Origin of the sequence: Pseudoxanthomonas composti (assembly GCF_004122095.1) — a bacterium.
GTDB lineage: Bacteria > Pseudomonadota > Gammaproteobacteria > Xanthomonadales > Xanthomonadaceae > Pseudoxanthomonas_A > Pseudoxanthomonas_A composti.
Genome location: NZ_SAWZ01000005.1, coordinates 300189 through 326758 on the forward strand (window position 1 = coordinate 300189; position 26570 = coordinate 326758).

The window sequence follows — 26570 nt, forward strand, 5'->3', positions numbered from 1 at the left end:
ATGGCGTGGTCGGTCAGCTCAGGCCTGCGCGCTCCTGGCGAGCAGGTCGCAACGCCCTTGCCGGCCCGTCCGCCGGCGGCTCCCCGCAGACCCCGCACGCCCGGCAGCCGGCACGGGCCATCGGGCGCTGCGCGAACGCTCACAGATACAGCTCTTTGGGATCCAGGCCGTAGCTGCCGGGCGTGACACCCTTGCGGATGCTGATGCGGGCCGGGTCCGGCCCGGCCCAGGTGTCGCGCAGGTCCAGCGACCTGAATTCCTTCAACAGCTGCTTGTCCGCATCGGTCAGCAGCATGACCCGCGGGAACAGCCGGCGGACCTGGTTCTGCGCCATCACCATGCCGATCTCGCCGGTGCTCAGTTCGACCAGGCTGCCGACGGGATAGGCGCCCAGGCATTGCACGAACTGTTCGAGCAGGTCGGCCTGGTAGAGCTCGCCGCGTGCCCGGTACATGACCTGCAGCGCCTCATAGCGCGAAACCGGCGCCTGGAAGGGCCGCTTGCTGGTCATCGCATCGTAGCTGTCGACGATGCCGGCCAGGCGGCCGAACAAGGGAATGGCGTCCCCGGCCTGCCCGTGCGGGTAACCCGAGCCGTTCTCGCGCTCATGGTGGGACTGCAGGATCTGCCGCACGATCGGGCTTGCGCCCTCCATCTGGTCGTACAGCGCGACGCTGTAGGCGACATGGCGGCGCATTTCCTGGGCCTCCTCGGCCGACAGCGGCCCCTCACGGCCCAGCAGCGCCGGGGCGACCTGGGTCTTGCCGATATCCATCAGCAGGCCGCCGGTGGCCAGATCGGACAGCGCCTCGTCCGGAAAGCCCAGGTGCCGGCCGAAGGCGGCCATCAGCGCGCAGCAGCCCATGGCATGGGTGTAGGCATAGCCGTCGCGGCCGCGCAGCGCCTCCAGCCAGAAGTAGGCGTCCGGGTTGCGCAGGATGGTCCCCATCACCGGCTGCACCGCCGCCTCGATCTGGGCGTTGTCCAGCCGATCGCCGGCGCGCAGCGAATCCAGGATGTCGCGGGTCAGGCTGTAGGCCGCGTCGGTGGCCGCCTGCGCGCGCGGGAGTTCCTCCTCCAGGGAGACCACCACCGGGCGCGGCACGCCTTTCTTCGCCGCTTCCAGGTCCGGCATGACGTAGTCCTGGCGCGGCGGGCGCAGCAGCACCGGGCGGACGAAGCTCTCGCTCTTGTCCACGTCCACCGTCACCCGCATGCAGTACTGGCGCAGCGCCTGGAGATCCTCATCGCCCTGGATCATGAACCCCTGCAGCAGCCAGGGCGTGCCCACCCAGTCGCGGTCCAGCCGGGACACGAACATCCCGGGCCGGAGCTCAGCCACTGTCATTTCACGTTCGGCGATCTGCATGGAGGCGTTATCGGCAGCTCGAGCGCCGCACTGAAGTTCCGACCCACATGATGACACTCATGGCGGGGACTGCGCGTCGGCCGCCACGAAACCGCCGGTCTGACGCGCCCACAGGCGGGCATACAGGCCGCCGGCGGCGATCAGTTCGGCATGGGTGCCGGTTTCCACGATGCGACCGGCCTCCATCACCACCAGCCGGTCCATGCGGGCGATGGTGGACAGGCGATGGGCGATGGCGATGACGGTCTTGCCGGCCATCAGCTGGTCCAGGTTGTCCTGGATGGCGGCCTCCACCTCCGAGTCCAGCGCCGAGGTGGCCTCGTCCAGCACCAGCAGCGGCGCATCCTTGAGCAGCACCCGGGCAATGGCGATGCGCTGGCGCTGGCCGCCGGAGAGCTTGACCCCGCGCTCGCCGACCTGGGCATCCAGGCCCTGCCGGCCCTCGCCATCGACCAGCCCGGCGATGAAGCCCTCCGCGCGCGCCTGCCGGATCGCCGCCTGCAGCTGGGCGTCGCTGGCATCGGGGCGGCCATAGAGCAGGTTCTCGCGGATGGAACGGTGCAGCAGCGAGGTGTCCTGGGTCACCACGCCGATCTGTCCGCGCAGGCTCTCCTGGTTGACCCCGGCGATATCCTGGCCGTCGATCAAAATGCGCCCGCCCTCCAGGTCGTACAGCCGCAGCAACACGTTGACCAAGGTGGACTTGCCCGCGCCGGACGGACCGACCAGGCCGATCTTCTCGCCTGGGCGCACCACCAGATCCAGCCCGGAAATCACCCCGCCGCGCTTGCCGTAGTGGAAGTCGATGGCCTCGAAGCGCACCTCGCCGCGGTCCACCCGCAGCGGTGGCGCGTCGGGAACATCGCGCACCTGGCGGGGCTGGGCGATGGTGGTCATGCCGTCCTGCACGGTGCCGACATCCTCGAAGATGCCGTTGACCACCCACATGATCCAGCCGGACATGTTCTCGATGCGGATCACCAGGCCGGTGGACAGGGCGATGTCGCCGATGGTGATGCGCCCTTGGCTCCACAGCCACAGGCCCAGGCCCGCGGTGACCGTGACCAGCAGGCCGTTGAGCACGGCCATGCTGATGTCCATGCCGGTGGTCTGCCGGGTCATGCCCTGCACCCCGCGCAGGTTCTCGCGCACGGCCTGCGCCACGTAGGCGTCTTCCTGCTGGGTATGGGAGAACAGCTTGAGGGTGGCGATGTTGGTGTAGCCATCGACCACGCGCCCCATCAGCTTGGACTTGCTCTGCGAGGCTTCCCAGGACTTGGCCTTGGTGCGCGGGATGAAGAAGGCCAGGGTCGCCGCGTACAGCACCACCCAGGCCACCAGCGGCAGCGTCAGGCGCCAATCGGCCTGCGCGAACAGCACCAGCGCGCTGGTGGTGTAGACGGTGACGTACCACAGCGCATCGATGATCTGCACCGCCGATTCGCGCAGCGAGGCCCCGGTCTGCATGATGCGGTTGGCGATGCGGCCGGCATAGTCGTTCTGGAAGAACGACAGGCTCTGGCGCACCACATAGCGATGGTTCTGCCAGCGGATGCGCGCGGTCAGCGCCGGGGTGATGGCCTGGTGCGTGCACAGGTCGGCCAGGGCGATCAGCAGCGGCCGCGCGATCAGCGCCACGAAGGCCATCCAGGCCAGGGTGCGGCCGTGGCGGTCGAAGAATTCCGGGGCCGGGGTGTCGCGCGCCATGTCCACCAGGCGGCCGATGAACTCGAACAGCGCCACTTCCACCAGCGCCACGGCCAGCCCGAGCACCCCCATCACCAGCAGCAGCCCCCAGGCCTGCTTGAGGTAATGCGCATAGAAGCGCGACACCTTGTCCGGCGGCGCCCGGTCGGGCGACTCGGCGAAGACATCGATCAGGTTTTCGAACCAGCGCAGCATCGGTCACCTCCAACGGGTGACCATGCTCTCATCAATCCTGCGCGCTGCAAGCAGGCGATGGCCTGCGTTGCGATGTCACGGCCCGGTGCGGCGCGTGGCGTGCGCCTGCAAGCGCCTTCCCGCAGAACCGCCCGGGAGTCACCTCACGTCGCCGGCCGGGCAGCCGAACGCACCTGCTCATCCGCGGCACGCTCGCACTGTCCGGAGGTCCCGCGCCTTACAGCGTGCGGCTGATGGTGAAGCTGCCGAACACCGGCGGCTCGCTCTGGGTGTCGAACTCGCGGGTGCTGTGGTAGCGGGCCAGCGCGAACTTCCACCGCCCCTTCATCAGCGCAAAGCCATAGCCGACGTAGCCCACCACCGCGCGCTTGTCCACGCTGTGGCTGTCCTTCCAGGTGTTGCCGTCCAGGGTGATGTCGTGCAGCACCCAGCGCGCATCGCTGGTCAGGAACCCGTGGAAGCGCCACACGCCGCCGGCCTGCATCTGGCTGCGCGGGGCGGTGTTTTCGCCGGCCGGCCGCAGCGGGGTGCTGCCGAAGTCGTCCGGCAGATGGCGACCGAAGCGCAGCTCCACGCCGCCGTTGGCGAACGTCGCGTAGTTGCCCAGCGCACCACCGTAGTGGGTGATGGCGTCCCAGCCCCAGATGCCGCTGCTGTTGCCGCCGAAGCGGTGCATGCGCTCGTGCTGCAGCATCACCACCGGCTCGTCGCGCAACTGGTTGTCCCAGCCCTGGAAGGGCTCATCGTCCAGCGCCTTGTGCACCTCGTTCTGCACCTGCTCGCCCTTGGCCGAGGGGCCGACGATGCCGAGCCGCAGCTGGGTTGTCCGCAGGCTGTTGCCGTTGCGGGCGTTGTAGCCAAAGCTGAACAACAACGCGCCCACGTAGGGACGGTCGTCCTCGATCACGTCGCGGCGGGTGAAGTCCTTCGGCGTGTAGATCGCATGGTTGATGTTGAACACCATGTTCTGCTGCTCGAAGCCCTCCGGCTGGATGGCGCCCAGATAGCGGTTCATCCAGCGTGCCAGGCGCGGCAGGCAGGGGTCGTCGGTGTAATCCACCAGGTTGGGCGAGACGAAGCCCAGCTGCACGCCGTTGGTATAGCCCTGGTCCTGGCCGCCGAACAGATCGTTGTCGATACGGAAATTCACCGTCGGGGGTAGCTCGGTGCGGCGCTCGCATTGTTCGGCGCCTTCGGCGGCGTGCGCGCTGCCACACGCTGCGGCCGCAGCCAGCAGCCATGCTGCTTTCTTCATGGGAAGTCCAGGGAGGTGAAGTGCGGGCAATCTTGAACGCACCAGTACTGAAATTCATGTGAAAGGTGGCGGGCGCTGCGAAACGGTGCATTGCATCGACACAGGTATGCTCGGGCCCGACTCCGCTGCCTAACCCCGCCCATGGCCCGCGCCCCTTCCGCAGCTGCTGCTCCCGACCTGTTTGCCACACCCGCCAAGCCCGACCGGACCTTCCACATCGGCATCGGCGGCTGGGTGTACGCGCCCTGGCGCGGCGGCAACTTCTATCCGGAGGGGCTGGTGCAGCGGCGCGAGCTGGAGTTCGCCAGCCGCCAGCTCACCGCCATCGAGATCAACGGCACCTACTACGGCGCGCAGAAGCCGGCCACCTATGCCAAGTGGCGCGATGAAACGCCGCAGGGCTTCGTGTTCTCCGCCAAGGCGCCCAAGCGCATCACCCAGGCGCGGGCGCTGGACAAGGTGGGCGCGCAGGTGGAGGACTTCGTCGGTGGCATCGCCGAGTTGGGCGACCGGCTCGGCCCGCTGGTCTGGCAGTTCGATGCCGGCACCCGGCTGCAGCGCGCCCCGTTCGAGGCCTTCCTCGACCTGCTGCCCGCCCGCGCCGGTGGCCGGCGCCTGCGTCACGTGCTGGATGTGCGCGATGCGGACTTCTTCGATGCCCAGCTGCTGCACATGGTGCGCCAGCGCGGCATGGCCACGGTCTTCAGCGATTCAGACGAATACCCCAGCTTTGCCGACCTCAGCGGCGAGCTGGTCTATGCGCGCCTCATGCGAGCGCGCAGCGCGTTGCCCAACGGCTACACCGATGCCGATCTGGATCGCTGGGCCAAGCACGTACGGGCGTGGGCCGACGGACAGGACGTGCCCGCCCTGCCGCACCTGGAGGCGCCGCAGGCCAAGGCGGCCCCGCGCGAGGTGTTCCTGTTCTTCATCGCCGCGGACAAGGAACGCAATCCGGCTGCGGCCATGGCCCTGCTGCAGCGCCTGGGCCTGCGCTGAGGGCAAGCCCGCAGGCAACCAGAGGCCACCGCCGCTGCCGGCCCGGCGAGGATGCGGTCTCCAGGCACGCGTTGGACGCGATCGCGTCATTTGCCATCGACAGGCTCTGCGGCCCGGCGATAATGCGCCATGCCTCTGTCCGCCCACGCGCGCGCCACCGCGCAGATCCATCTGTGTGTCCTGCTGTGGGGCTTTACGCCCATCCTGGGCAAGCTCATCTCGCTGGCCGCCCTGCCATTGGTGTGGTGGCGGATGCTGCTGGTGACGGCCACGCTGGCGCTGCTGCCACGCGTGTGGGCCGGCCTGCGTGCGCTGCCAGGACCCATGCTGCTCGGCTACGCCGGCATCGGCGCGCTGGTCTCCCTGCATTGGCTGACCTTCTACGGTGCGGTCAAGCTGGCCAACGCCTCGGTGGCGGCGACCTGCCTGGCGCTGGCGCCGGCCTGCACTTCGGTGATCGAGCCCTGGCTGGCCAGGCGCCCGTTCTCGTCCAAGGAGCTGTTCTTCGGCATCGCCACGCTGCCGGGCGTGGCCCTGGTGGTGGGCGGCGTGCCCGACGGCATGCGCGCCGGCGTGGCGGTCGGCGCGCTGTCGGCGCTGCTGGTGGCGGTCTTCGGTTCGCTCAACAAGCGCATGGTCCACGGCGCCGAGCCGCTCACCGTGACCGCGCTGGAGCTGGGCGCCGGGACGCTGCTGCTGACCCTGCTGGCGCCGCTGATGCCATGGATCTTCCCGAACTTCGCCGGCGCGCTGTTCGTGCTGCCCGGCCTGGCCGACCTGGGCTTCCTGCTGACGCTCTCGCTGGCCTGCACGCTGCTGCCCTTCGCGCTGTCCCTGGTGGCGCTGCGCCAGCTCAGCGCCTACGCGGTACAGCTGATCACCAACCTGGAGCCGGTCTATGCCATCGCGCTGGCCATCGTGCTGTTCGGCGAGCAGCGCGAACTGCGCTGGCCGTTCTACCTGGGGGTGGTGATCATCCTGCTGGCGGTGTTCCTGCAGCCCTTGGTCGGCCGGCGCCGGCGCGTGCAGCACCCGGAAATCCTGGGAACCTCCGAGGCGCACGGCATCGTGGACTGAAGCCGTACTCGCCTATCCCTGAAGCATGCTGTGGGGGCGGCTCTGGGCGGTCTTGGGCCATCAGCCGCGAACGAGCTTGATCAGGAAGGCCCATTCGCGGCTGAAGCCGCTCCCACAAGTTGGGCTCCAGGGCATTCGAAGCGGCCTGAGGCGGCCGGCCGCTACGGCGCCACGATCACCCGGTCGCGCCCGGCCCGCTTGGCCGCGTACAAGGCTTCGTCGGCACGACGGAAGGCATCGTCCGGCGCATCGCCCTGGCGGCATTCGGCCACGCCGATGCTGATGGTCAACGGCACGCCGCCGGGCAGGTAGGCCACCGCCTCGCGCAGGTACTCGCACTGCATGCGCGCCTGTTCGGCATCGCAATCCTCCAGCAGGGCGACGAATTCCTCGCCGCCGTAGCGGGCCACCATGCCGCTGCCGCCGAACTGCGAGCGCAACAGTGAAGACAGGTTGACCAGCACCTGGTCGCCTACCGCGTGGCCCTGCAGGTCGTTGATGCTCTTGAAGTGGTCCACGTCGATCATCGCCACCGACACACGCGCACCGGACTTGACGGCACGCTCCAGCGCGGTCACCAGCGAGGCGGCCAGCGCCCGCCGGTTGGACAGGCCGGTGAGCGCATCGGTCCGGGTTTGTTCGGTGAGATCGGCGTTCTGCTGTTCCAACTGCTGCTGGTGGAGTTGCAATTGCTGCTCGTACCAGTCGCGCTCACCCAACTGGCGCTTGAGCTCCAGGCTGGTGCGTCGCAGCTCCATCAGGTGGATGACCTGGCGTGACAGCGCCTGCATCGCTTCCCGCTGGAACGCGTCGAGCTCGCGTGGCCTGTTGTCGACCACGCAGAGTGCGCCCAGTGCATGGCCGTTGGGCGCCAGCAGCGGCGCACCGGCATAGAAGCGCACGCCATCCTGCGCGGTGACCAGGGGATTGTCGTGGAACCGCGCGTCGGCCAGCGTGTCTGGCACCACCATCACCCGATCGGGAGTGAGGATGGTATGGCCGCAGAAAGAGATCTCGCGCGAGATCTCGGTCATCTCCAGCCCGTGGCGGGACTTGACCCACTGCCGGTCGGTGTCCACCAGCGTCATGGCCGCGGTGGGCGTGCCGCAGATGCCGGCGGCGATGGTGACCAGGTCGTCGTAGGCCTGCTCGTCCTCGGTGTCAAGGATCTCATACCGATGCAGGGCGGCCAGGCGCAGCGCCTCGTTATCGGGAATCTCGGGTCGGATCATGCGCGTGACCTTGTGGACTGCCGGCACGTTAGCCGGATCGATCCTGGCGGCACAGTGCTCAGTCGGCCCGACGTGAAGCCTGTCACACCCTACCAGTCGGTATGGCCGGGCAGCAGGCCGCGCAGTTCCACATCGGTGAGGTTGCGCCAGGCGCCGGGCTTGAGCGCGCCCAGCTTGAGGTTGTCGATACGCACGCGCCGCAGTTGCGTCACCCGGTAGCCGAACTCGGCCGACATCAGGCGGATCTGCCGGTTCAGTCCCTGGGTCAGGACGATGCGAAAGCCGAACTTGGCGATGCGCGAAGTCCTGCACGGCAGCGTCATCTGGTTGTGGATGCGCACGCCGCGCGCCATGCCGCGCAGGAACTCCTCGGTGACCGGCTTGTTGACTGCCACCAGGTATTCCTTCTCGTGGTGGTGTTCCGCGCGCAGGATCTGGTTGACGATGTCGCCATTGCTGGTCATCAGGATCAGGCCCTCGGACTCCTTGTCCAGGCGGCCGATCGGAAAGATGCGCTGCTCGTGGCCGACGAAATCCACGATGTTGCCCTTGACCGTGCGCTCGGTGGTGCAGGTCACGCCGACCGGCTTGTTCAGGGCGATATAGACATGCCGACGCGCGCCGGGCTTTTTCGCGGTGCGCGCCTTCAACGACTGGCCGTCGACCAGGACCGCATCGCCCTCACCCACCACCGCGCCGGTGCCGGCCGGGATGCCGTTGACCGTCACCCGCCGCTCCCCGATCAGGCGGTCGGCCTCGCGGCGGGAGCAGAAGCCGGTCTCGGCGATGTACTTGTTGAGGCGGGTGGTGGGCTGCATGTTTGGGGCGAGAAACGAACCAAGAGGAACGAGTGGAGAGGAACGAGGAACGAGTGGTGCCTCAGCTGATGGACTGGCGCGGCTACGCGAAGCGTCAAAGGTCTTCTTCGCGCGTCGGCAGCACCAAGGTCTGCTCAGTGGCCATGCGTGCTGAGGAACGCGTCAGAGCAAAGAGTGAAAAGCGGGTCGCCGAAGGAGCGTGAAACGAGACGGTTCGACACTCGTTCCTCGTTCCTCTGCGCTCGTTCCTCTCCACTTGTCCCTGCCTTCAGCCCCTGGGCGGACCCTTACGCGGGGGCCGGGTCCCTGCCGCTCCCGGGCCCGGACGACCGCCAGGCCGCGCGCCCGGACGCGCATGCGCCGGGCGAAAGTTGCGCGGCGCTTCATCGCCCGCGTCCTCGCCCACCTTGTGGATGCGCAGCTGCTGCCCGGACACCCACACCTTCTTCAGGTGCATCAGCACATCGCGCGGCATGCCCTCGGGCAGGTCCAGCACGCTGTAGTCGTCCTGGATGTCGATGCGGCCGATATGGCGGCTCTCCAGCCCGGCCTCATTGGCGATGGCGCCCACGATGTTCGCCGGCTTCACGCCATGGGCGTGGCCCACCTCGATGCGATAGCGCTCCATGCCGAACTCCGACTCGGCCTTGGGCGCGCGCGGGGCGCGCTCGGCGCGCGGCGCGGCGGCGTCGAAGTCCTCGCGCGGCGCACGCACGGGACGCTCACGGCGCTCGCCGCCGTCCTCGCGCTCGGCGCGCGGTGCGCGTGCCGGACGCTCGAAACCCTGCTTGAACGGACCGGACTCGCTGGTGGCCTGGCGCTCCTTGCGCGCGCGCGGCGCGTCGGGCTTGAGCAGCAGCGGCGTATCGCCCTGCAGCAGGCGCGCCAGCGCCGCGGCGATGTCCACCGCCGGCACGTTGTGCTCGCGCTCGTAGTTCTCGATCAGGCTGCGGTACTCGCCCGCCTCGCCGCTGGCCAGCGTGTCGGTGATGCGGTCCAGGAACTTGGCCACGCGCCGGTCGTTGACATCGTCCACGCTGGGCAGCTGCATCTCGGTGATCGGCTGGCGCGTGGCGCGCTCGATCTGCCGCAGCATGTTCTTCTCGCGCGGGGTCACGAACAGGATCGCATCGCCGCTGCGACCGGCACGGCCGGTGCGACCGATGCGGTGCACGTAGCTTTCGGTGTCGTAGGGGATGTCGTAGTTCAGCACGTGGCTGATGCGCTCAACGTCCAGGCCTCGGGCGGCCACGTCGGTGGCGACCAGGATGTCCAGGCGACCGTCCTTGAGCTGCTGGATGGTCTTCTCGCGCGCGGCCTGCTGCATGTCGCCGTTGATCGCCGCCGCGGCCAGGCCGCGGGCCTGCAGCTTCTGCGCCAGCTCCTCGGTGGCGGCCTTGGTGCGGGCGAAGATGATCATGCCGTCGAACGGCTCGGCCTCCAGGATGCGGGTCAGCGCATCGAGCTTGTGCAGGCCGCTGACGAACCAGTAGCGCTGGGTGATGTTGGCCGAGGTCGTGGTCTTGGCCGCAATGTTCACCTCGGCCGGGTCCTTGAGGTAGGTCTGGGCGATGCGGCGGATCGCCGGCGGCATGGTCGCCGAGAACAGCGCCACCTGGCGCGATTCCGGGGTCTTCTTCAGCACCGTCTCGACATCGTCGATGAAGCCCATGCGCAGCATCTCATCGGCCTCGTCTAGCACCAGCGTGGTCAGCCCGGACAGGTCCAGCGAGCCGCGCTCGAGGTGATCGATCACCCGGCCCGGCGTACCCACCACCACGTGCACGCCGCGCTTGAGCGCCTGCAGCTGCGGGTAGTAGCTCTGTCCGCCGTAGATCGGCAGCACGTGGAAGCCCGGGATCTTGGCGGCATAGCGCTGGAACGCCTCGGCGACCTGAATGGCCAGCTCGCGCGTGGGCGCCAGCACCAACGCCTGCGGCGCCTTCTTGTCCAGGTCCAGGCCGGACAGCACCGGCAGGGCGAAAGCCGCGGTCTTGCCGGTGCCCGTCTGGGCGGTGCCCAGCACGTCGCGCCCGGCCAGCAGCGCGGGGATGGTGGCGGCCTGGATGGGCGAAGGCGACTCGTAGCCGACATCGGCCAGGGCCGCCTGCACGGCCGCGGACAAGCCCAGTTCGGAGAAAAGCACCTGGGGCGCGGCGGGATCGGATGACATCTGGAAGCTCGTTACAGCAGAAAGTGACGCCTATTGTGCGCTTTTGCGCGCTATCCCGCCGGGCCCGCGTCTGAACGGGCCGTGCATTTGGCCCAAAAGTGGCGCATGGATGCCATGCCGAACGAGAATCTAGCTGCCCGACGCCATGCAGCATCGCCCCCAGCGCGCATCAGGACCTCATTGGACGCGGCATCACCTCGGCCCGCTGGGTCAGATGGGCCGCAATCGCGCGCCGCAGCGGCGGCAATCCCTGGGCCACGCGCAGCGCCGCCTGGCGCAGCCATTGCGCGGGTCTGCGGTCATCGGTGTAGAGCTTGGCAATGGCATTGGTGGCCTGGTACAGCGGCCAGGTGGCGCGCCGGTGCGCCCGCGCGTAGGCCTGCAGCGGGGCGATCCGCCCGGGATCGGCGCCGTGCGCCAGCGCAGCCTTGAGCTCCGCCGCAAGCCGCGCCTGGCCCTGCAAACCGAAGTTGAAGCCATGCGCGGTCACCGGATGCATGCCCACCGCGGCATCGCCCACCAGGGCGAAGCGCTCACCGGCGAAGCGATGCGCGTAGGTGGCCACCAGCGGATAGGCGTGGCGGGTGCCGACCGGCTGCATGGCGCCCAGCCTGCCCTCGCACAGGCCGGTCACTGCCTCGCCAAATTCCGCATCGCCCATCGCCAGCAGCGCCTGGGCCTGCTGGGGACGCAGCGTGAGCACCACCGAGCTCTGCGCGCCGGGCAGCGGCAGCAGCGCCACCGTGCGCCCATGGCAGAACCATTCCAGCGCCACCTGCCCGTGCGGCTGCGCATGCTGCATGCGGCACACCAGCATGGTCTTGCCGAAATCGCACTGCTGCGCCCCGACCCCCAGCATGCGCCGCACTTCCGAAAAGCGGCTGTCGGCGGCCACCAGCAGGCGCGCGTGCAAATGCTCGCCGGTGTCCAGCTGCAGGTCCACCTGGTCCTGCGACCGCTGCACGCTGAGCACGCGTGCCGCATCGAACAGACCGATGCCGCCGTGGGCGTGCACTTCCTCGTAGGCGGCCTGGCGGATCGCGTGGTTGGACACCAGCCACCCCAGCGCACTGGCCTGGCCCTGTTCGGGGCGGATGTCCAGCGCGAACGAGGCATGACCATCGACGATGCGCGCCTGGCGCATCGGTGCGATCGCCGCCGGATCCAGATGGCGCCAGATGCCCAGCGATTGCAGGATGCGGCGCGAGGCATGGGTCAGCGCGATCTCGCGGCCGTCGAACGGCGCCTGCCGCAGGACCTCCCGCGGCTGCGCCTCCACCAGCGCCACCGACAGGCCGATGCCCGCCAGCGCGCGTGCCAGGCATAGGCCCGACGGCCCGGCCCCGACGATGGCCACATCCATCCGCATCGCAGCTCTCCCATGACCTCAGGCGTGCAGTGTGGCCCTGTCGGTGCGGCGTCGGCATTGATCCAGATCAGCCTTCGCGCATGAAGGCCGGGACCTCAGCGCAGGCTGTAACCGGCCACGCGCCAGGTCTTGTCCTCGTCCAGGTGGAAGGACACCAGCTCGCGCACCGGCTTGGGCTGGTTGGCGAACTCGGTGGCGTAGACCACGGTGGTGTAGAACCCTTCCGGCACCTTGCCGCCGGCCGGATAACGCGCACGCCCGATGTCGACCTGCTTGCGCGTGGTCACCGCGCCCAGCTTGCCGCGGTCGGCGGCGACCTGTTCGAGGAAGCGCTTGTCCGGCACCACCGCGCGTACCGCGGGCGAGGCCCCGGCCCAGACCTCGTTGGCGCGATTGCCGTCGATCAACGCCACCACCTCCTGCGCGGCACGGGCCATGTCCGCGTTCTGCTTGCGCAGCTGGATCTGCTGGTCGGCGGTCAGCGGCGCCTGCGTCGGCGCCGAGGCCCGGCTGCTGCCGACCTGCGGCTGGGCCGCGCCGGTCGCGGCCGGTTTGGCCTGCGGCGTCTGCGCCGCGGCGTGGAACGGGGCCAGGGCAAGGCACAGCAGCAGGATCCGAGGCGTCATGGTGTCGTCCATCGATGGGAAAGAGGCAGTGTAAGCGCCGCGCGCGCCGGCATCTGCGATCATGACGCCCCCTTATCGCCAGGCCGCCGTCGCATGCAAATCCTCGAGTTCGACCTGGATGGCGAGTACATCGAGCTGCACCAGCTGCTCAAGCTGTGCGGCGTGGTCGACAGCGGCGGGGCCGGCAAGGCCCTGGTGTCCGAGGGCGTGGTGCACGTGGATGGCGCGGTGGAACTGCGCCGGACCTGCAAGATCCGCCCGGGGCAGCAGGTGCAGGCGCTGGACACGCTGATCCGCGTGCTGGCGCTGCCGCCGGAGGCCTGACCGCCGCGTTCAGCCGCCGCGGCCGCTGCCCTGCGCGTCCTGTTCCGGCACGCGCGGGCGCAGGGCATGGGCCAGCTGCGGCGCATCGTGCTCGGCCAGCGGAGTGGCCGCCGGACAGCGCGTGTCGGGAAAGCCGAACTGCCCGCGCAGCTCCAGCCCGCAGGCGTTGATGTCCTCCACCGCCGTGCCCGGCGACAGGCAGCGCCGGTCGAAGGCACGGATGAAGGCATCGCGGCGCTGCACGAACTCCTCGCCGCATTCGCGGGTCAGGCGGATGCGGTCCAGGTCGTCCTGTACCGCGTTGATGCCATCCAGCCCGAACTCGCGCAGCTCGGTAGCATCCAGCAAGCGCAGCTGGCGGTTGGGGATGGTCATCATCAGGTCGGCCACCGCCACCGAGGCGCCGTTGCGCTGCAGGTAGTCGTGCATCTGGTCCTGCACGGCCTTGAGCTCCTCGGTCAGCTCGCTGCGCGAGCTGGCGCTGGAGCCGATCCGCATCATCCGGTGGACCCCGACCTTGCCGGAGATCATGCGGCTGTCGCCCGCGGCCAGGATCAGCACGCAGGAGCTGTGGCAGAGCGACTGTTCGCGCACCCACAGCGTCCAGTGGCTGCCGCCGATCACATCGCCGGCATGCATGGCATCTTCCACCTGGCCGCCGGTGGAATTGAGATCCAGCACGCGCTTGGAGATGCCCAGCCGACGGGCCATCTCGGCCACGCGCGCCACCAGCTCGGTGAAGCTGGCGTTGATCTTGCCGCTGTAGCGCACCCGCACCACGCCGCTGTCCCTGCACGCGCCCAGCGCCTGCTCCAGCACCGGGAAGGCCAGGTCTTCCAGCGGTTCGCCATCGCCCTGGCCGGCGTAATCCAGCGAGCAGCTGAGCTGGGCATCGCCCGCCCCGACGCTGGCCGCCGGCCACTGCGTGGTGCTGGACAGATCGCGCTTGGGCGGCGGCGCCGCCGGTGCCGGCGCACTGACCGCGCCACTGCCTTCCACCGGGGTGTCGTTGACGGTCTCCACGGCAGGCGCGGTCGGCTGCCGGCAGGCAGCCAAGGCAAGCGACAGCGTCAAGGCACACAGCAGGCGGCGCGGCATCGGTCTCCTGTCCGTCGGTCGAAGGTGTCCAGCCAGTCTAGGCAATCGCGGCCCGGTCCTGCACAACAGGTGGTGAACCCGCCGCCGGGTCGCAAGCGCCGATCCGACACGCCATGAGGCAGCACTGTCTGGGCGATCGATGGCATCCGCTGTCATGCGCATGCTGAACAAACCTGCCAAGCTTGCCCGGTTCCAGCCCGCCTCCCCTGCATGTTCCTGCGACCCGCCTCTTGTCTCGCCCTGGTCTGCGCACTGCTGCTGTGCGCGTGCCAGACGCACCCTCCCGCGCCTGCGGGGGTTGCGCCCGCCGCCCCCGCGCAAGTCCTGCTGATCTCCATCGACGGTCTGCGTGCGAGCTATCTGGGCCAGGGCGATAGCCCGACGCTGGACCGCCTCGCCGCCCAGGGCGTGCGCGCGGCCTGGATGAATCCTTCCTACCCCTCGCTGACCTTTCCCAATCACTACACCCTGGTGACCGGCCTGCGCCCGGACCACCACGGCATGATCCACAACATGATGCAGGTGGAGGCGCTGGGCCATTTCAAGGTCGCCGACACCGACACCACCGGCGATGGCCGCTGGTGGAGCCAGGCGCAGCCGGTGTGGGTCACGGCCGAACAGGCGCACCTGCCGACCGCCATCTGGGCCTGGCCCGGCAGCGCGGCGGAGATCGACGGGGTAAGGCCCTCGCGCTACCGCCTCTACGACCACGATGTCAGTGCGATGGATCGGGCCAACGAGGTCGCGGACTGGCTGAGCACCGGGCCGGTCGCGCAACGTCCGCGCCTGGCGGCGCTGTATCTGGAGATGGTCGACAACGCCGGCCATTCCTACGGCCCGGACGCGCCGGAAACCCGCGCCGCGGTGCGCACGGTGGATGCGGCCATCGGCCATCTGCTGGCGGTGCTGGAACAGCGCGGCCTGGCCGGCCAGGTCAATGTGATCGTGGTCTCCGACCACGGCATGGCACCGGTGCCGCCGGCGCAGGTGCTGGCGTTGGAGGACATGGCCGACCCGGCCGATGCCCAGTGGATCAGCAACGGCCAGGTGATCGGCTTCGAACCGCGGCCGGGCCATCGCGCGCAGGCCGAGGCCCGCCTGCTCGGCCGCCACGACCACTACAGCTGCTGGAGGAAGGGCGAGCTGCCCGCGCACTGGCAGTACGGCGGCAACACCCGCATCCCCGCCATCGTGTGCCAGCTGGACGAAGGCTGGGACGCCCTGGAAGCAAGCGCGGCCGCGCGCCGACACACGGGCCGGATGCGCGGCTCGCATGGCTATGCGCCGGACCTGCCCTCGATGCGGGCGATCTTTCTCGCGCGCGGGCCAGCCTTCCGCCAGGGCGTCACCCTGCCGGCCTTCGACAATGTCGATGTCTACCCGCTGCTGATCCAGCTGCTGGGCCTGCCGCCGCGCCCCAGCGACGGCACCCTGGCCCCGCTGCAACCCGCCCTGGCCGCACCCGCTCGGTAACCGGCGTGCGGCCCCCGGCCCACCCAGCGCATTGATGTCCGAATCCGGCCAGTCGCTGCCCAGGGCCGGTGCTAGCCTGCAGGCATGGAAGCGCACGCCCCCCTGCCCGATCACCGCATCTGCGAACTGGCCCGCCTGAGTCGCGACGCCCGTTTCGACGGGCTGTTCTTCACCGCGGTCTCCAGCACCGGCATCTACTGCCGGCCGGTGTGCCCGGCCCCGCCGCCCAAGCCGCAGAACGTCAGCTACTACGTGTCGGCGGCCGCGGCCGAAGCGGCCGGTTTCCGGCCCTGCCTGCGCTGCCGCCCGGAACTGTCGCCGGCCGATGGCGCCTGGCGACGCGGCGACCACGTGGTGGCGCGTGCCCTGAAGCTGATCGAGGCCGGCGCGCTGGCCGAGCAACCGCTGTCGGCCCTGGCCGAACGCGTCGCGCTGGGCGAACGCCAGCTGCGGCGGCTGTTCGCCGAGCGCCTGGGCGCCTCGCCCATCGGCGTGCACGCCACCCGCCGCCTGCTGTTCGCCAAGCAGCTGCTGACCGAGACCGGCCTGCCGATCACCGAGGTCGCCCTGGCCTCCGGCTTCGGCAGCCTGCGGCGCTTCAACTCGGTGTTCAAGGAGGCCTACCGCATGGCCCCGCGCGACCTGCGCAAGCAGGAGGGCCAGGGCGCGGCCGGCGAGGTACTCACCTTGCGGCTGGGCTATCGCCCGCCTTACGACTTCACCGCCATGCTGGATTTCCTGCGCGGCCGTGCCCTGCCCGGGGTGGAGCATGTCGACGCGGTCTCGTACGCGCGCGTGGTCGGCGATGCCGCCGCGCCGGGCTGGTTGCGCGTGAGTGCGTGGCCGGGCGCTGTGCATGCGCTGAAGCTGGAGCTCAAGGGTGTGGCCGCCTCGCAGATGCTGGGGGTGGTGGACCGGCTGCGACGCATGTTCGACCTGGATGCCGACCCGGCGGCGATCTCGCTGGCGCTGTCGGAAGATCCTCGCTTGGCACCGCTGCTGGCGCGTCGGCCGGGCCTGCGCATCCCCAGCGGCTGGGACGGCTTCGAGATCGCCATCCGCGCCGTGGTCGGCCAACAGGTCAGCGTGGCCGCCGCGCGCACGGTGACGGCGCGGCTGGCGCAGCGCTTCGGCAGCACGCTGCCCGCGCCGTGGGGCGAAGGCCCGCACACACATCTGTTTCCCACCCCGCCGGCCCTGGCCGAGGCGGACCTGGACGGCATCGGCCTGACCCGGGCCCGCGCCCAGACCGTGCGCACGGTGGCCCGCGCGGTGCTGGAAGGCGCAGTGGACTTTCGCCCGGAGACCACGCTGGAGGACTTCGTGGCGCGCTGGGTGGCACTGCCCGGCATCGGCCCGTGGACGGCGCACTACCTGGCGCTGCGTGCCTTGGGCCATCCCGACGCCTTCCCCGCCGAAGACCTGGTGCTGCAGAAGGCCGTGCCCACCGATGGCACGCGCCTGGGCGCACGCCAGCTGGCGCAGCGCGCGCAGGCCTGGCGTCCCTGGCGCGGCTACGCCGTGCTGCACCTGTGGAAGGACGCGATGCCTGCGCCTGCCACCCCGCCCCCCGCGCCCACTTCCGTGTCACCCAAGCCCCGCACCCGAGCCTCGTCATGACAAGCGCAACCGCAACGCCGTCAACGCACCTGCCCATCGCCTATCGCCGCATCGACAGCCCGGTCGGCGCGCTGCTGATCGCCGCCAGCGATGCCGGGCTGCACGGCATCGAGTTCCCGGAGAATCGCCACCCGCTCCGACGCACGCCGGGCTGGCACGAGGGCGATCATCCGATGATCGATCTCGCCCGGCGCCAGCTGGAGGAGTACTTCGCCGGCAGGCGCCAGCAGTTCACCCTGCCACTGGCCCCGGCCGGCACCGACTTCCAGCGCAAGGTCTGGAACACCCTGGCCGCGATTCCCTTCGGCAGCACCTGGTCCTACGGACAGCTGGCCTTGCGCGTCGGCAAGCCCAGCGCCTCACGCGCGGTGGGCGCAGCCAATGGCCGCAACCCGCTCCCCATCGTGCTGCCCTGCCATCGCGTGATCGGCAGCAGCGGCGCGATGACCGGCTTCGGTGGCGGACTGCCCACCAAGGAATTCCTGCTGCGCCTGGAAGGCGCCTTGCCCGATCGCGGCGCCAGCAGCCGCTTGTTCGACTGAAGCCGCCGACGCCCGCACCGCGACGCCGCTGCGGTTACGAGGCCAGATGGAACAGCAGATGGGCCAGCGCATGCGCCAGCATGGCCGCCTCCAGTCCCCATCGCCAGAACAGCAGGCCGAACAACAGCCCCGGCAGCGCGTTGCCGAGCACGATGTAACCCACCACCGGCGGCGACAGCGCCGCCCCCATCGCGCGCGCGGCCGGCAGGTGGCCAAGGCCAAAGAGCAGCGCGGACAGGACGATGGCCAGTGCGATCGAGGGCGCCAGCGCGCGTTCGCGCCTGCCTGCAAGCCTCCAGGCGACCCACGCGATCAGGGTCATCACGCCCCAGCGCATGAGCACTTCTTCGGTGACGCCGCCATACAGCAGCTTGGCCGCCAACGGGATCTCCATGCGCGACGCGGCCACGGTGAGTTCGGTCGGCGTGACCTGTTGCAGGATGTAGAGCAGGACCGCCACGCCCACGCCCACGGCCACTGCGGGCGCAAGCTGCGGTGCAAGTGCTTTCCAGGAACCACCGCTGGAGATTGCCGCCTGCAGGGCAGGCGCACCCAACCCCAAAGGTTGGCTCAGCGCCACGCCCAGCCACACCGCGCCTGCGACCAGCACCGCGCTCTGCGCCGCGCTGAGCGTCAGGATCGCCCATGTGGGCAGCGGCGATTTGGCCGCTTCCAGCAAGCCAAGTAGCAAGGTCAACGTCACCACCAACACACCGCTCATCGCCAGGCACCACAGCAGCACACCGAGTCGTAAGCGTGGATGCCGGGACATTCGGTGGTCCTTCAGAGGTGGCGTGAGGGGGCTTGCGGTCTGCACTGTCGATGGTAGCGGGGCTAGGAACGAGAAACGAGGAACGAGGAACGAGGAACGAGTGAAAGCGACCTTGCCGCTGCGAGATGCGCACTGGGGAGCACTCGTTCCTCGTTCCTCTCCACTCGTTCCTCGCCCCGCCCGCTTCTCGTACAGCACGCGGACCCGCCCCACACACGGCCCATGCGAAAATCCCGATCATGGCCGATCCATCGTATTCCTCCTCCCTCGGCACGCTGCTCTCGCGCGACCAATGGAAGCGCCGCTGCGCACTGTGGGGGGGCGCGGTCGCCGTCGCCCTGGCCGCGCTGGTGTTCGCCAAGGCCGGCGATGCGGCCTTCGCGCTGTTCGGCGGCATCGTTTCGCATTCGCCCTGGTGGGCGCTGCTGGTCACGCCGGCGGTGTTCGCGCTGCTGGCCTGGCTGACCAATGGGGCGCTCAGGCCCACGCGCGGCAGCGGCATTCCGCAGGTGATCGCCGCGCTCGAGCGGCCGGACCAGGACTTCCGCCGCAAGAATCTCTCCTTGGGCGTCTCGGCCGGCAAGTTGGCGCTGACCGTGGTGGCGCTGTTCGGCGGCGCCTCGGTGGGGCGCGAAGGCCCGACCGTGCACGTCGGGGCCAGCCTGATGTACGTGATCGGCCGGCGCTTCGGTTTCAGCGACCCGCGCGAGGCCGCCCGCTTCCTGCTGGCCGGTGGCGCGGCCGGCATCGCCGCGGCGTTCAACACGCCACTGGCGGGCGTGGTGTTTGCCATCGAGGAACTGTCCGACCGCTACGAGCACCGCTTTTCCGGCACGCTGCTGACGGCGGTGATCATCGGCGGCGTGATTTCGCTGGGCCTGGTCGGCAACTACACCTACTTTGGCCGCGTCGATGCGCACCTGGCGCTGGGCATGGGCTGGCTGGCGGTGCTGCTGTGTGGCGTGGTCGGCGGCCTGGCTGGCGGCCTGTTCGTGCGCCTGGTGCTGGCGGCCATGGACGGCAAGCCGCGCTGGCTGGCGGCCGCGCGCGGACGCCAACCGGTGCTGTTCGCCGCCGGCTGCGGCGTGGCGCTGGCGCTGATCGGCATCTGCTTTGGCCAAGGCGCCTTCGGCACCGGCTACGAGCAGGCGCGCAGCCTGGTGCAGGACCAGGCCACGGTCGGGCACGAATTCGGCCTGATGAAGTTCGCCGCCAACCTGGTGTCCTACCTGGCCGGCATTCCCGGCGGCCTGTTCTCCCCGGCCCTGGCGGTCGGCGCCGGGATCGGCCACAACCTGGCGGCGCTGCTGCCCGGGGTGGATCCCTCGGCCATCGTGCTGCTGGGCATGTGCGCCTATCTCACCGGCGTCACCCAGGCCCCGCTGACCTCGGCGGTGATCTCGATGGAGCTGACCGACAACAGCGACATGCTGCTGCCGATCCTGGCCACGGTGCTGCTGGCGCGCGCCCTGTCCGCACTGGTCTCGCCCACGCCGATCTACAAGGCCCTGGCGCAACGGGTGCTGGCCGATCTACCGGCCCCTGCCCATCAGCGCGGTGACAGTCGGCCCTCCGACCGCACCTGAGGTCCGGGAGCACCAACTCGGCCAACGAACCGGCGTCGTTCCGCCGCCTGCGTCACGCAGTAAGCCGCCCGCCCAAGTGGGTCCGTCTTTTAGCCAAGGGAATGCGGCTTCGCAGGGGCAGCAGTCCGGCGGGCGGTGGCCGCCTTTCGCTCGGTCAGGGCATCCTGCCTCGCCTCAACCGCTCGACGTTCTGCCTCGCCTGCCTTGCCATAGCCCGCCGAACCGCTGCTGCGCGTTCAGGTCGAATGCCTTTTTCTGCCGAAGTCCAAATCCAGCCGCCGCAGGCCTGGGCCTGAGCCGGGTATGGCGGAAAGCGGGCCAGGGATGGCCCGCGGCGGCGAGTCAGCCATGGATGGCTGACCGAGCCGAGGAGCCATGCCCGGCTCAGGCCCAGGCTGGTTGGCGAAGTCGGCTTTTCGCGATCAGGCACATCGCGTCATGAAGACTGAAAGTCCCCGTGATTCGACGAAGGGCTGTTTCCTTATCGTGCTGCTTATCGCTCGCTCGAAGTCTGCGCGTCATGACTTCGGAGGGGCAGCAGTCCGGCGGCCGGTGGCCGCTCTTCCCTCGGTCAGGGCATCCTGCCCCGACTCGTGCGCTCGGCTCCTGCCTCGCTTGCCGCGGCCACCGGCCGCCGGACCGCTGCTGCACGCGTCAGGTTGAAAGGCTTCGGTCCAAGAGCGTCCAAATCCAACGCCGCGTGGCCTGGATCTGAGTCGGTATGGCGGAAAGCAAGCCCATGGTGGCCTGCGTCGGCGAGTCAGCCATGCCTGGCTGACCAAGCCACGCAGCCATCCCCGGCTTAGATCCGCGCTGCCTAGCCAAGTCTGCTCACCACGACCGCGCGCATGCCGACCAGGGAACCGGGGGCCGGCGATGACTCAAAAAAAAAACGCGACCCGGAGGTCGCGTTTTTCAGCAGGCGCTGGCGGCGGCGATCAGCCGGCCTTGGCGACCTTCTTGGCCACGGCCTTCTTGGCGGCGGACTTGACCACGGTCTTCTTGGTCACCGGCGCGGCGACGGCGGCGCTCGTGGTCTTCAGACGGGCATTGCCATAGCTGGCGTTGTAGCGCTTGCCCTTGGCGGTCTTGCGGTCACCCTTGCCCATGTTCGGATACTCCTGAGTTGATGTTGCCGCGCAACTCCAGCCAGCCCAGGTCGGGCGCGGATGCGCGAAGGGCGCAAAGCCTACCACAGCGCCCGGCGTGCCCGAAGCGTGGCGGCGGGTGGCATGGTACGGATGGCGGATCGGCAAGGCCGGCAGCGCTGCAAATGCATGCGCGGCTGCCGGGCAGCGCGCGCCGGACACCGCCTGGTGCTGAACCGCCGCGACTAGCCGCCCGCCGGCTCAGTGCGCGCAGCTGGCGTCGTGGACGTGCCAATGATTCAGGCGCAGGTTCACCAGATGCGCCAGGCCGACCAGGGTGCCCCCCAAGGTCATCACCACCGCGTGCGGGACGGTCGACAGGTGTAGCGGCTGGTACAGCAGCCCCACCCACAGCAGGGCAAGACCGGTCAGCAGCAAGGTCAAGGCGCGGAAGATGCGGTGCTGCCGATAGCCCCAGACCAGGCTGAACAAGCCGAGCACGCTGACGAACACCACCGTGGCCCACTCCACGCCTTCGCCCAGCAGCGAGGACAGGCCCAGCGAGGGCAACACCGCCAGCAGCAGCGGCAACACCGCGCAGTGCACCGCGCACAGCAGCGAGCCGGCGGCGCCGAAACGGTCGATCCATCTCTGCAAAGGGTTCATCAGCCTGTCACTTCCGGCACGGTTGCACTCGAGTTGGAACATTATAACATCTTGGTTCCTGACCCTTAGGATACCAAGGACGTGCAACAAACCCCCACCCTTTCCCTCCGCCCGCTCGCCGTGGCCCTCTCCCTGGCCCTGCTGCCGGTCGCCGCGCAGGCGCAGAAGGCGCATGAGCTGGATGCGGTCACCGTGACCGCCTCGCCCCTGGGGGGCGATGCCGAGAGCCAGGCCACCCCGGTGGAAGTGCTCCACGGCCAGGACCTGAACCGGGTCAAGACCGGCACCCTGGGCGAAACGGTCAGCAAGCTGCCCGGCGTGCAGACCACCAATTTCGGTCCCGGCGTTGGCCGCCCGATCATCCGCGGCCAGGAGGGCCCGCGCGTGCAGGTCCTGTCCGGCGGCATCACCGCGCTGGATGCCTCCACCGTAAGCGCCGACCACGCCGTGAGCATCGAGCCCTTCCTGGCCGACCAGATCGAGGTGCTCAAGGGCCCCTCGACCCTGCTGTTCGGCAGCGGCGCCATCGGTGGCGCGGTCAACGTGGTCGACGGCCGCATCGCCCGCACCCTGCCGCAAGAACCGCTGAGCGGGCGCGCGGAAGTGCGCGGCAATACCGTCAACGACGAGCGCACCGGCATGTTTCGCCTGGACGGCGTCAACGGCAACTGGGTCATCCACCTGGACGGCCTGGTGCGCAACACCGACGACTTCGACATCCCCGGCTATGCCATCGCGCCGGAGGGCCACGCCCATGAAGAGGAAGGCCACGAGGAACACGAAGGCGAGGAACATGCCGAGCAGACCGGCCCGCGCGGTCGCCTCAACAACAGCGCGATCAAGACCCGCGCCGGCGCGGTCGGTGCGACCTGGCTGGGCGAGACGGCCTACTTCGGCCTGGCCACCAGCACCTATCGCAGCAACTACGGCATCCCCGATGGCGCGCACGTGCACGCCGAAGGCCACGATCACGGCCATGAAGAAGAAGGTCACGACCACGAGGAAGAACACGAGCACGGCGAGGAAAGCGTGCGCGTGGACCTGGTGCAGAACCGCGTCGACCTGAAGGCCGGCGTCTACGAGCCGGTGAGCTTCCTCAAGAGCATCAACCTGCGCGGCGCCTACACCGACTACGAGCATGTGGAACTGGAAGGCGGCCAGGTTGGCACGCGCTTCAACAACGAAGGCTTTGAGGCGCGCCTGGAAGCGGTGCAGCAGGAGCTGGCCGGCTGGAACGGCGCCTTTGGCCTGCAGGTGGGCAGCAGCGATTTCGCTGCGGTCGGCGAGGAGGCCTTCGTGCCCTCCACCTCCACCGACAGCGCCGGGCTGTTCGTGGTGCAGCGTCGCGACTTCGGCCCGGTCTCGCTGGAACTGGGCGGACGCCACGAGCAGGTGCGGCTGAAGCCGGATGCGCGCGCGAAGAAGACCTTCGACGCCACCAGCCTGTCCGCTGCCGCGGTGTGGAAGCTGTCACCGGCCTTCGACCTGCGCCTGGGCCTGGACAGCGCCGAACGCGCCCCGACCAACGAGGAACTGTTCGCCGCCGGCGCGCACGTGGCCACGCGCTCGATCGAGATCGGCGATGCCGGGCTGGAGACCGAGAAGAGCCGCAGTGCCGAGATCGGCCTGCATGCGCACACCGAGCGCACCGAGTTCAAGCTGGCGCTATATGAAACCCGCTTCAAGGATTTCATTTACCTGGCCGACACCGGCGTGAGCGAGGACGAGCTGCCGGTGCGCCTGTGGAACCAGCAGGACGCCACCTTCCGCGGCGTGGAAGCCGAGGCCAAGCTGCATCTGGTCGAGTCGGCCAGCGCCGGCGACTGGGACCTGCGCGTGTTCGGCGACTACGTGCGCGCCAAGCTCGATGGCAGCGGCACACGCACGGTGGATTTCGAGGTCCCGCATGGCGACCACAGCCATGCCTACTCCACCCAGATCGCCCAGAGCGGCAATCTGCCGCGCATCGCGCCGCTGCGCGTGGGGGCGGACGTGTCCTGGACCTTCGGCGGGCTCAACGCCTCGGTCGGCGCGGTGCGCTACGACAAGCAGGACGATGTGGCCCTCAACGAGGCGCCCAGCGATGGCTACACCCTGGTCGACGCGCACCTGGCCTATCGCTGGGATGTCAGCGGCGGGGCCTGGGAACTCTTTCTGGACGGCAACAATCTGACCGACCAGGAAGCCCGCCCGCACACCTCGCTGCTGCGCGATTACGCGCCGCTGCCGGGGCGTGCGGTGGCCTTCGGGATCCGCGCGTACTTCTGAGTTGCAACCCGTGCATCGGCCGGCGGCGCTGGATGGCGCCGCCGGCAGGTGCAGGCAGGACGACCGCAGGGCTGAAAGGGACTTTGGCGCGCTCCATCCATAAGAACGTGCTCAAACCAGGCGGGCGCCGATCCGGCACGCGCCATTGCAAGTCCCTTTCACTACCGTCGGTACCTCCCCATGAAAACAGCAGCTGTTTTTCCCTCGCCCCTGTGCCTGGCGATCTGCCTGTCGCTGACCGCCTACGGCGCGCACGCGCAGGACACTCGCCACGACGCGCAGACCAGCGGCGTGCACGCGCAGGACCTGGATGCGGTCCGGGTGACCGCCAACCCCTTCGGCAGCACCGCCGATGAGCTCAGCCGTCCGGTGGAGGTGCTCTCGGGCGAGCGCCTGGACGAGGTGCGTGCCGGCAGCCTGGGCGAGACCGTGGCCGCCCTGCCCGGCGTGCAGAGTTCCAACTTCGGCCCCGGCGTGGGCCGGCCGATCATTCGCGGCATGGACGGACCGCGCGTGGCCATCACCTCCGGTGGCCTGAGCTCGCAGGACGTGTCCACCGTCAGCCAGGACCATTCGCCGGCCATTGAGCCGTTCCTGGCCAACCAGATCGAAGTGCTCAAGGGCCCCTCCACCCTGCTCTACGGCAGCGGCGCCATCGGCGGGGTGGTCAACGTGGTCGATGGCCGCATCGCCGAGACGCCGGTCGATGGCGCCACCGGCCGTGCCGAAGCCCGCTGGAACGTGGGCGACACCGAGGGCCAGACCGACATGTTCCGCCTGGATGCCGGCAACGGCGGCTTGTCCATCCATGCCGATGGCGTGTATCGCGACAACGGCGATTACGACACCCCGCGCGGGCGCCAGGGCAACTCCTACGTCGATGCCAAGAACGGCGGCTTCGGCGCCTCGCTGTCCGGCGACTGGGGCTTCACAGGCGTGTCGGTTTCGCGCTTCCGCGACGAGTACGGCAACCCGGGCGAGCCTGGCAATCCGGCTGAGGGCGAGCGCGGGGTGTGGCTGCAGATGGCGCAGGACCGCTACGAGCTCAAGGGCGGCCTCAACGACCCGTGGGGTGAAGGCAGCGGCCTGCGCTACAGCTTCGCGCACACCGACTACAACCACGTCGAGTGGGAAGGCGACGAACCGGGCACCACCTTCGACAAGCGCGCCAACGAGGCCCGCGTGGAAGCCACCTTCGACTTCGGCGATGGCTGGAAGACCGCCTTCGGCGTGCAGGGCGGCAAGTCGCAATTCCAGGCCGTGGGCGAGGAGTCCTTCGTGCCGCGCACCGACACCCAGGCCGTGGGCGTGTTCGCCGTGGCCAAGAACACCTGGGGCGCCTTCGACGCGGATTTCGGCGCGCGCCTGGACCAGGTGAAGTACGACACCGCCACTGGCCTGTCGCCTGACTTCAAGCCGCTCAGCGTCTCGCTCAGCGGCGGCTGGCGCATCAACCCGCAATGGCGCCTGACCGCCAACGTCGACCACGCCGAGCGCGCCCCAGCCGAGGAAGAACTGTTCGCCGATGGCCCGCACATCGCCACCCTGTCCTACGAGATCGGCGGCAATGCCTTGAAGAAGGAACAGGCCAACCAGGCCGAGCTGGGCCTGCAGTACCGCAACCGCTGGGTCGATGCCAAGGTGTCGGCGTACTACAACCGCTACAACGATTTCATCTACCTGGTGGACACCGGCAACCAGTGGTATTTCGACGAGGAAGACGAGTACCTGCCGATCCGCCAGTGGAGCCAGGCCGATGCGGTCTTCCACGGCTTCGAGGGCGAGGCCACCTTCCACCTGCTCCAGAGCGAGCGCGGCGGCGATTGGGACGTGCGCCTGTTCGGCGACACGGTGCGCGCGCGGCTGGTGGACGGCGGCGACCTGCCGCGCATCGCGCCGGGCCGTGTCGGTGCGCAGCTGCATTGGCATGGCGATGCCTGGCGCGCCTCGCTGGGCGCCACGCGCACGATGAAGCAGGACCGCGTGGCCGTGGGCGAGACGCCCACCGATGGCTACACCTTCGTCGATGCGCATCTGGCCTACCACGTCGATGCCGGCAGCACGGCGTGGGAGATGTTCATCGACGGCAACAACCTCACCAACCAGGACGCCCGCGTGCATACCTCCTTCCTGAAGGATGACGTGATGCTCCCGGGGCGCAACGGCGCGGTGGGCGTTCGCCTGTTCTTCTGAGTCGGACCGGCGCGACAGTGGCCGTCCCCGCCAGTGCGGGGACGGCTGATGAGCCAGTGCGGTTGGCCCTTGGCCGGTCCACAGCGCGTGAGGTTCCGTGCCGCAGTGAGATGGCCGATC

The 26570-nt window shown here is 69.3% G+C and carries 20 protein-coding genes and 1 pseudogene; 9 read left to right on the forward strand and 12 right to left on the reverse strand.

What is annotated here, in order from left to right; translation table 11 throughout:
• Positions 1 to 139: 139 nt before the first annotated feature.
• From EPA99_RS11570 to EPA99_RS11580, 3 genes are all read right to left on the reverse strand, one after another.
• A complete protein-coding gene (locus EPA99_RS11570; RefSeq protein ID WP_129471374.1) occupies positions 140 to 1369 on the reverse strand; it encodes an HD-GYP domain-containing protein in 1230 nt (409 codons plus the stop codon).
• Between the two features lie 57 nt (positions 1370 to 1426).
• A complete protein-coding gene (locus EPA99_RS11575; protein WP_129471375.1) occupies positions 1427 to 3271 on the reverse strand; it encodes an ABC transporter ATP-binding protein in 1845 nt (614 codons plus the stop codon).
• Positions 3272 to 3488: 217 nt separating this feature from the next.
• Positions 3489 to 4526, reverse strand: coding sequence for a lipid A deacylase LpxR family protein (locus EPA99_RS11580; protein ID WP_129471376.1), 1038 nt, complete (start codon positions 4524 to 4526; stop codon positions 3489 to 3491).
• A 141-nt stretch (positions 4527 to 4667) separates the two neighbouring features.
• Between EPA99_RS11580 and EPA99_RS11585 the strand changes: the two genes are divergently transcribed.
• Together EPA99_RS11585 and EPA99_RS11590 are read left to right on the forward strand one after the other, a co-directional pair.
• The gene (locus tag EPA99_RS11585) at positions 4668 to 5525 is read left to right on the forward strand and encodes a DUF72 domain-containing protein (RefSeq protein ID WP_129471377.1); all 858 of its coding nucleotides are present in this window, start codon (positions 4668 to 4670) and stop codon (positions 5523 to 5525) included.
• A 129-nt stretch (positions 5526 to 5654) separates the two neighbouring features.
• Positions 5655 to 6602: a DMT family transporter gene (locus EPA99_RS11590; protein WP_129471378.1), complete on the forward strand. Its 948-nt coding sequence runs from the start codon at positions 5655 to 5657 to the stop codon at positions 6600 to 6602.
• A 161-nt stretch (positions 6603 to 6763) separates the two neighbouring features.
• Here EPA99_RS11590 and EPA99_RS11595 read toward each other — a convergent pair whose 3' ends face one another.
• The 5 genes from EPA99_RS11595 to EPA99_RS11615 all read right to left on the reverse strand — a co-directional run bounded on the left by EPA99_RS11595 (position 6764) and on the right by EPA99_RS11615 (position 12820).
• A complete protein-coding gene (locus EPA99_RS11595) occupies positions 6764 to 7834 on the reverse strand; it encodes a GGDEF domain-containing protein (RefSeq protein WP_129471379.1) in 1071 nt (356 codons plus the stop codon).
• A gap of 89 nt (positions 7835 to 7923) precedes the next feature.
• Complete coding sequence (locus EPA99_RS11600) at positions 7924 to 8652, reverse strand: pseudouridine synthase (RefSeq protein ID WP_129471380.1); 729 nt, start codon at positions 8650 to 8652, stop codon at positions 7924 to 7926.
• A 268-nt stretch (positions 8653 to 8920) separates the two neighbouring features.
• Positions 8921 to 10825, reverse strand: coding sequence for a DEAD/DEAH box helicase (locus EPA99_RS11605; protein ID WP_129471381.1), 1905 nt, complete (start codon positions 10823 to 10825; stop codon positions 8921 to 8923).
• Positions 10826 to 10994: 169 nt separating this feature from the next.
• Complete coding sequence (gene ubiM / locus EPA99_RS11610) at positions 10995 to 12194, reverse strand: 5-demethoxyubiquinol-8 5-hydroxylase UbiM (protein WP_129471382.1); 1200 nt, start codon at positions 12192 to 12194, stop codon at positions 10995 to 10997.
• Positions 12195 to 12289: 95 nt separating this feature from the next.
• Complete coding sequence (locus EPA99_RS11615; protein WP_129471383.1) at positions 12290 to 12820, reverse strand: DUF4019 domain-containing protein; 531 nt, start codon at positions 12818 to 12820, stop codon at positions 12290 to 12292.
• A 93-nt stretch (positions 12821 to 12913) separates the two neighbouring features.
• Here EPA99_RS11615 and EPA99_RS11620 point away from each other — a divergent pair, with 93 nt between their 5' ends.
• Complete coding sequence (locus EPA99_RS11620; RefSeq protein ID WP_129471384.1) at positions 12914 to 13144, forward strand: RNA-binding S4 domain-containing protein; 231 nt, start codon at positions 12914 to 12916, stop codon at positions 13142 to 13144.
• A 9-nt stretch (positions 13145 to 13153) separates the two neighbouring features.
• Here the strand turns inward: EPA99_RS11620 and EPA99_RS11625 are convergent, their stop codons facing one another.
• The gene (locus EPA99_RS11625) at positions 13154 to 14242 is read right to left on the reverse strand and encodes a COG3904 family protein (protein ID WP_206733750.1); all 1089 of its coding nucleotides are present in this window, start codon (positions 14240 to 14242) and stop codon (positions 13154 to 13156) included.
• A 210-nt stretch (positions 14243 to 14452) separates the two neighbouring features.
• On the opposite strand from EPA99_RS11625, the gene EPA99_RS11630 reads away from it, so the two are divergent.
• The 3 genes from EPA99_RS11630 (at position 14453) to EPA99_RS11640 (ending at position 17877) form a co-directional block, all read left to right on the forward strand.
• Positions 14453 to 15715: an alkaline phosphatase family protein gene (locus EPA99_RS11630; protein WP_129471385.1), complete on the forward strand. Its 1263-nt coding sequence runs from the start codon at positions 14453 to 14455 to the stop codon at positions 15713 to 15715.
• Positions 15716 to 15799: 84 nt separating this feature from the next.
• Positions 15800 to 17335, forward strand: coding sequence for a DNA-3-methyladenine glycosylase 2 family protein (locus tag EPA99_RS11635; RefSeq protein WP_129471386.1), 1536 nt, complete (start codon positions 15800 to 15802; stop codon positions 17333 to 17335).
• A complete protein-coding gene (locus EPA99_RS11640) occupies positions 17332 to 17877 on the forward strand; it encodes a methylated-DNA--[protein]-cysteine S-methyltransferase (RefSeq protein ID WP_129471387.1) in 546 nt (181 codons plus the stop codon). The genes EPA99_RS11635 and EPA99_RS11640 overlap by 4 nt, the downstream gene beginning before the upstream one ends.
• Positions 17878 to 17911: 34 nt before the next feature.
• On the opposite strand, the gene EPA99_RS11645 is transcribed toward EPA99_RS11640, so the two are convergent.
• Entirely contained in the window at positions 17912 to 18649 is a 738-nt protein-coding gene (locus EPA99_RS11645; protein WP_129471388.1) for a CPBP family glutamic-type intramembrane protease, read from the reverse strand.
• 239 nt (positions 18650 to 18888) lie between these two features.
• Between EPA99_RS11645 and EPA99_RS11650 the strand changes: the two genes are divergently transcribed.
• Positions 18889 to 20235, forward strand: a complete 1347-nt coding sequence (locus EPA99_RS11650; protein ID WP_129471389.1) for a chloride channel protein — start codon at positions 18889 to 18891, stop codon at positions 20233 to 20235.
• A gap of 938 nt (positions 20236 to 21173) precedes the next feature.
• Here EPA99_RS11650 and EPA99_RS11655 read toward each other — a convergent pair.
• The gene (locus tag EPA99_RS11655; RefSeq protein ID WP_277751645.1) at positions 21174 to 21545 is read right to left on the reverse strand and encodes a 30S ribosomal protein THX; all 372 of its coding nucleotides are present in this window, start codon (positions 21543 to 21545) and stop codon (positions 21174 to 21176) included.
• Positions 21546 to 21584: 39 nt separating this feature from the next.
• Positions 21585 to 21989 carry a MerC domain-containing protein gene (locus tag EPA99_RS11660; RefSeq protein ID WP_129471390.1) on the reverse strand — a complete coding sequence of 135 codons (405 nt, stop codon included), beginning with the start codon at positions 21987 to 21989 and terminating at the stop codon, positions 21585 to 21587.
• Between the two features lie 120 nt (positions 21990 to 22109).
• Here EPA99_RS11660 and EPA99_RS11665 point away from each other — a divergent pair, with 120 nt between their 5' ends.
• The gene (locus tag EPA99_RS11665) at positions 22110 to 24257 is read left to right on the forward strand and encodes a TonB-dependent receptor (protein ID WP_241688364.1); all 2148 of its coding nucleotides are present in this window, start codon (positions 22110 to 22112) and stop codon (positions 24255 to 24257) included.
• A gap of 258 nt (positions 24258 to 24515) precedes the next feature.
• Positions 24516 to 26450, forward strand: a pseudogene (locus EPA99_RS11670) (TonB-dependent receptor); the annotation flags it as partial.
• Between the last annotated feature and the right edge of the window lie 120 nt (positions 26451 to 26570).

Coding starts and splice junctions, on each gene's coding strand:
- EPA99_RS11570 (WP_129471374.1), bottom strand. CDS start 1,369: ATGCAGATCGCCGAACGTGAAATGACAGTGGCTGAGCTCCGGCCCGGG.
- EPA99_RS11575 (WP_129471375.1), bottom strand. CDS start 3,271: ATGCTGCGCTGGTTCGAAAACCTGATCGATGTCTTCGCCGAGTCGCCC.
- EPA99_RS11580 (WP_129471376.1), bottom strand. CDS start 4,526: ATGAAGAAAGCAGCATGGCTGCTGGCTGCGGCCGCAGCGTGTGGCAGC.
- EPA99_RS11585 (WP_129471377.1), top strand. CDS start 4,668: ATGGCCCGCGCCCCTTCCGCAGCTGCTGCTCCCGACCTGTTTGCCACA.
- EPA99_RS11590 (WP_129471378.1), top strand. CDS start 5,655: ATGCCTCTGTCCGCCCACGCGCGCGCCACCGCGCAGATCCATCTGTGT.
- EPA99_RS11595 (WP_129471379.1), bottom strand. CDS start 7,834: ATGATCCGACCCGAGATTCCCGATAACGAGGCGCTGCGCCTGGCCGCC.
- EPA99_RS11600 (WP_129471380.1), bottom strand. CDS start 8,652: ATGCAGCCCACCACCCGCCTCAACAAGTACATCGCCGAGACCGGCTTC.
- EPA99_RS11605 (WP_129471381.1), bottom strand. CDS start 10,825: ATGTCATCCGATCCCGCCGCGCCCCAGGTGCTTTTCTCCGAACTGGGC.
- ubiM (WP_129471382.1), bottom strand. CDS start 12,194: ATGCGGATGGATGTGGCCATCGTCGGGGCCGGGCCGTCGGGCCTATGC.
- EPA99_RS11615 (WP_129471383.1), bottom strand. CDS start 12,820: ATGACGCCTCGGATCCTGCTGCTGTGCCTTGCCCTGGCCCCGTTCCAC.
- EPA99_RS11620 (WP_129471384.1), top strand. CDS start 12,914: ATGCAAATCCTCGAGTTCGACCTGGATGGCGAGTACATCGAGCTGCAC.
- EPA99_RS11625 (WP_206733750.1), bottom strand. CDS start 14,242: ATGCCGCGCCGCCTGCTGTGTGCCTTGACGCTGTCGCTTGCCTTGGCT.
- EPA99_RS11630 (WP_129471385.1), top strand. CDS start 14,453: ATGTTCCTGCGACCCGCCTCTTGTCTCGCCCTGGTCTGCGCACTGCTG.
- EPA99_RS11635 (WP_129471386.1), top strand. CDS start 15,800: ATGGAAGCGCACGCCCCCCTGCCCGATCACCGCATCTGCGAACTGGCC.
- EPA99_RS11640 (WP_129471387.1), top strand. CDS start 17,332: ATGACAAGCGCAACCGCAACGCCGTCAACGCACCTGCCCATCGCCTAT.
- EPA99_RS11645 (WP_129471388.1), bottom strand. CDS start 18,649: ATGTCCCGGCATCCACGCTTACGACTCGGTGTGCTGCTGTGGTGCCTG.
- EPA99_RS11650 (WP_129471389.1), top strand. CDS start 18,889: ATGGCCGATCCATCGTATTCCTCCTCCCTCGGCACGCTGCTCTCGCGC.
- EPA99_RS11660 (WP_129471390.1), bottom strand. CDS start 21,989: ATGAACCCTTTGCAGAGATGGATCGACCGTTTCGGCGCCGCCGGCTCG.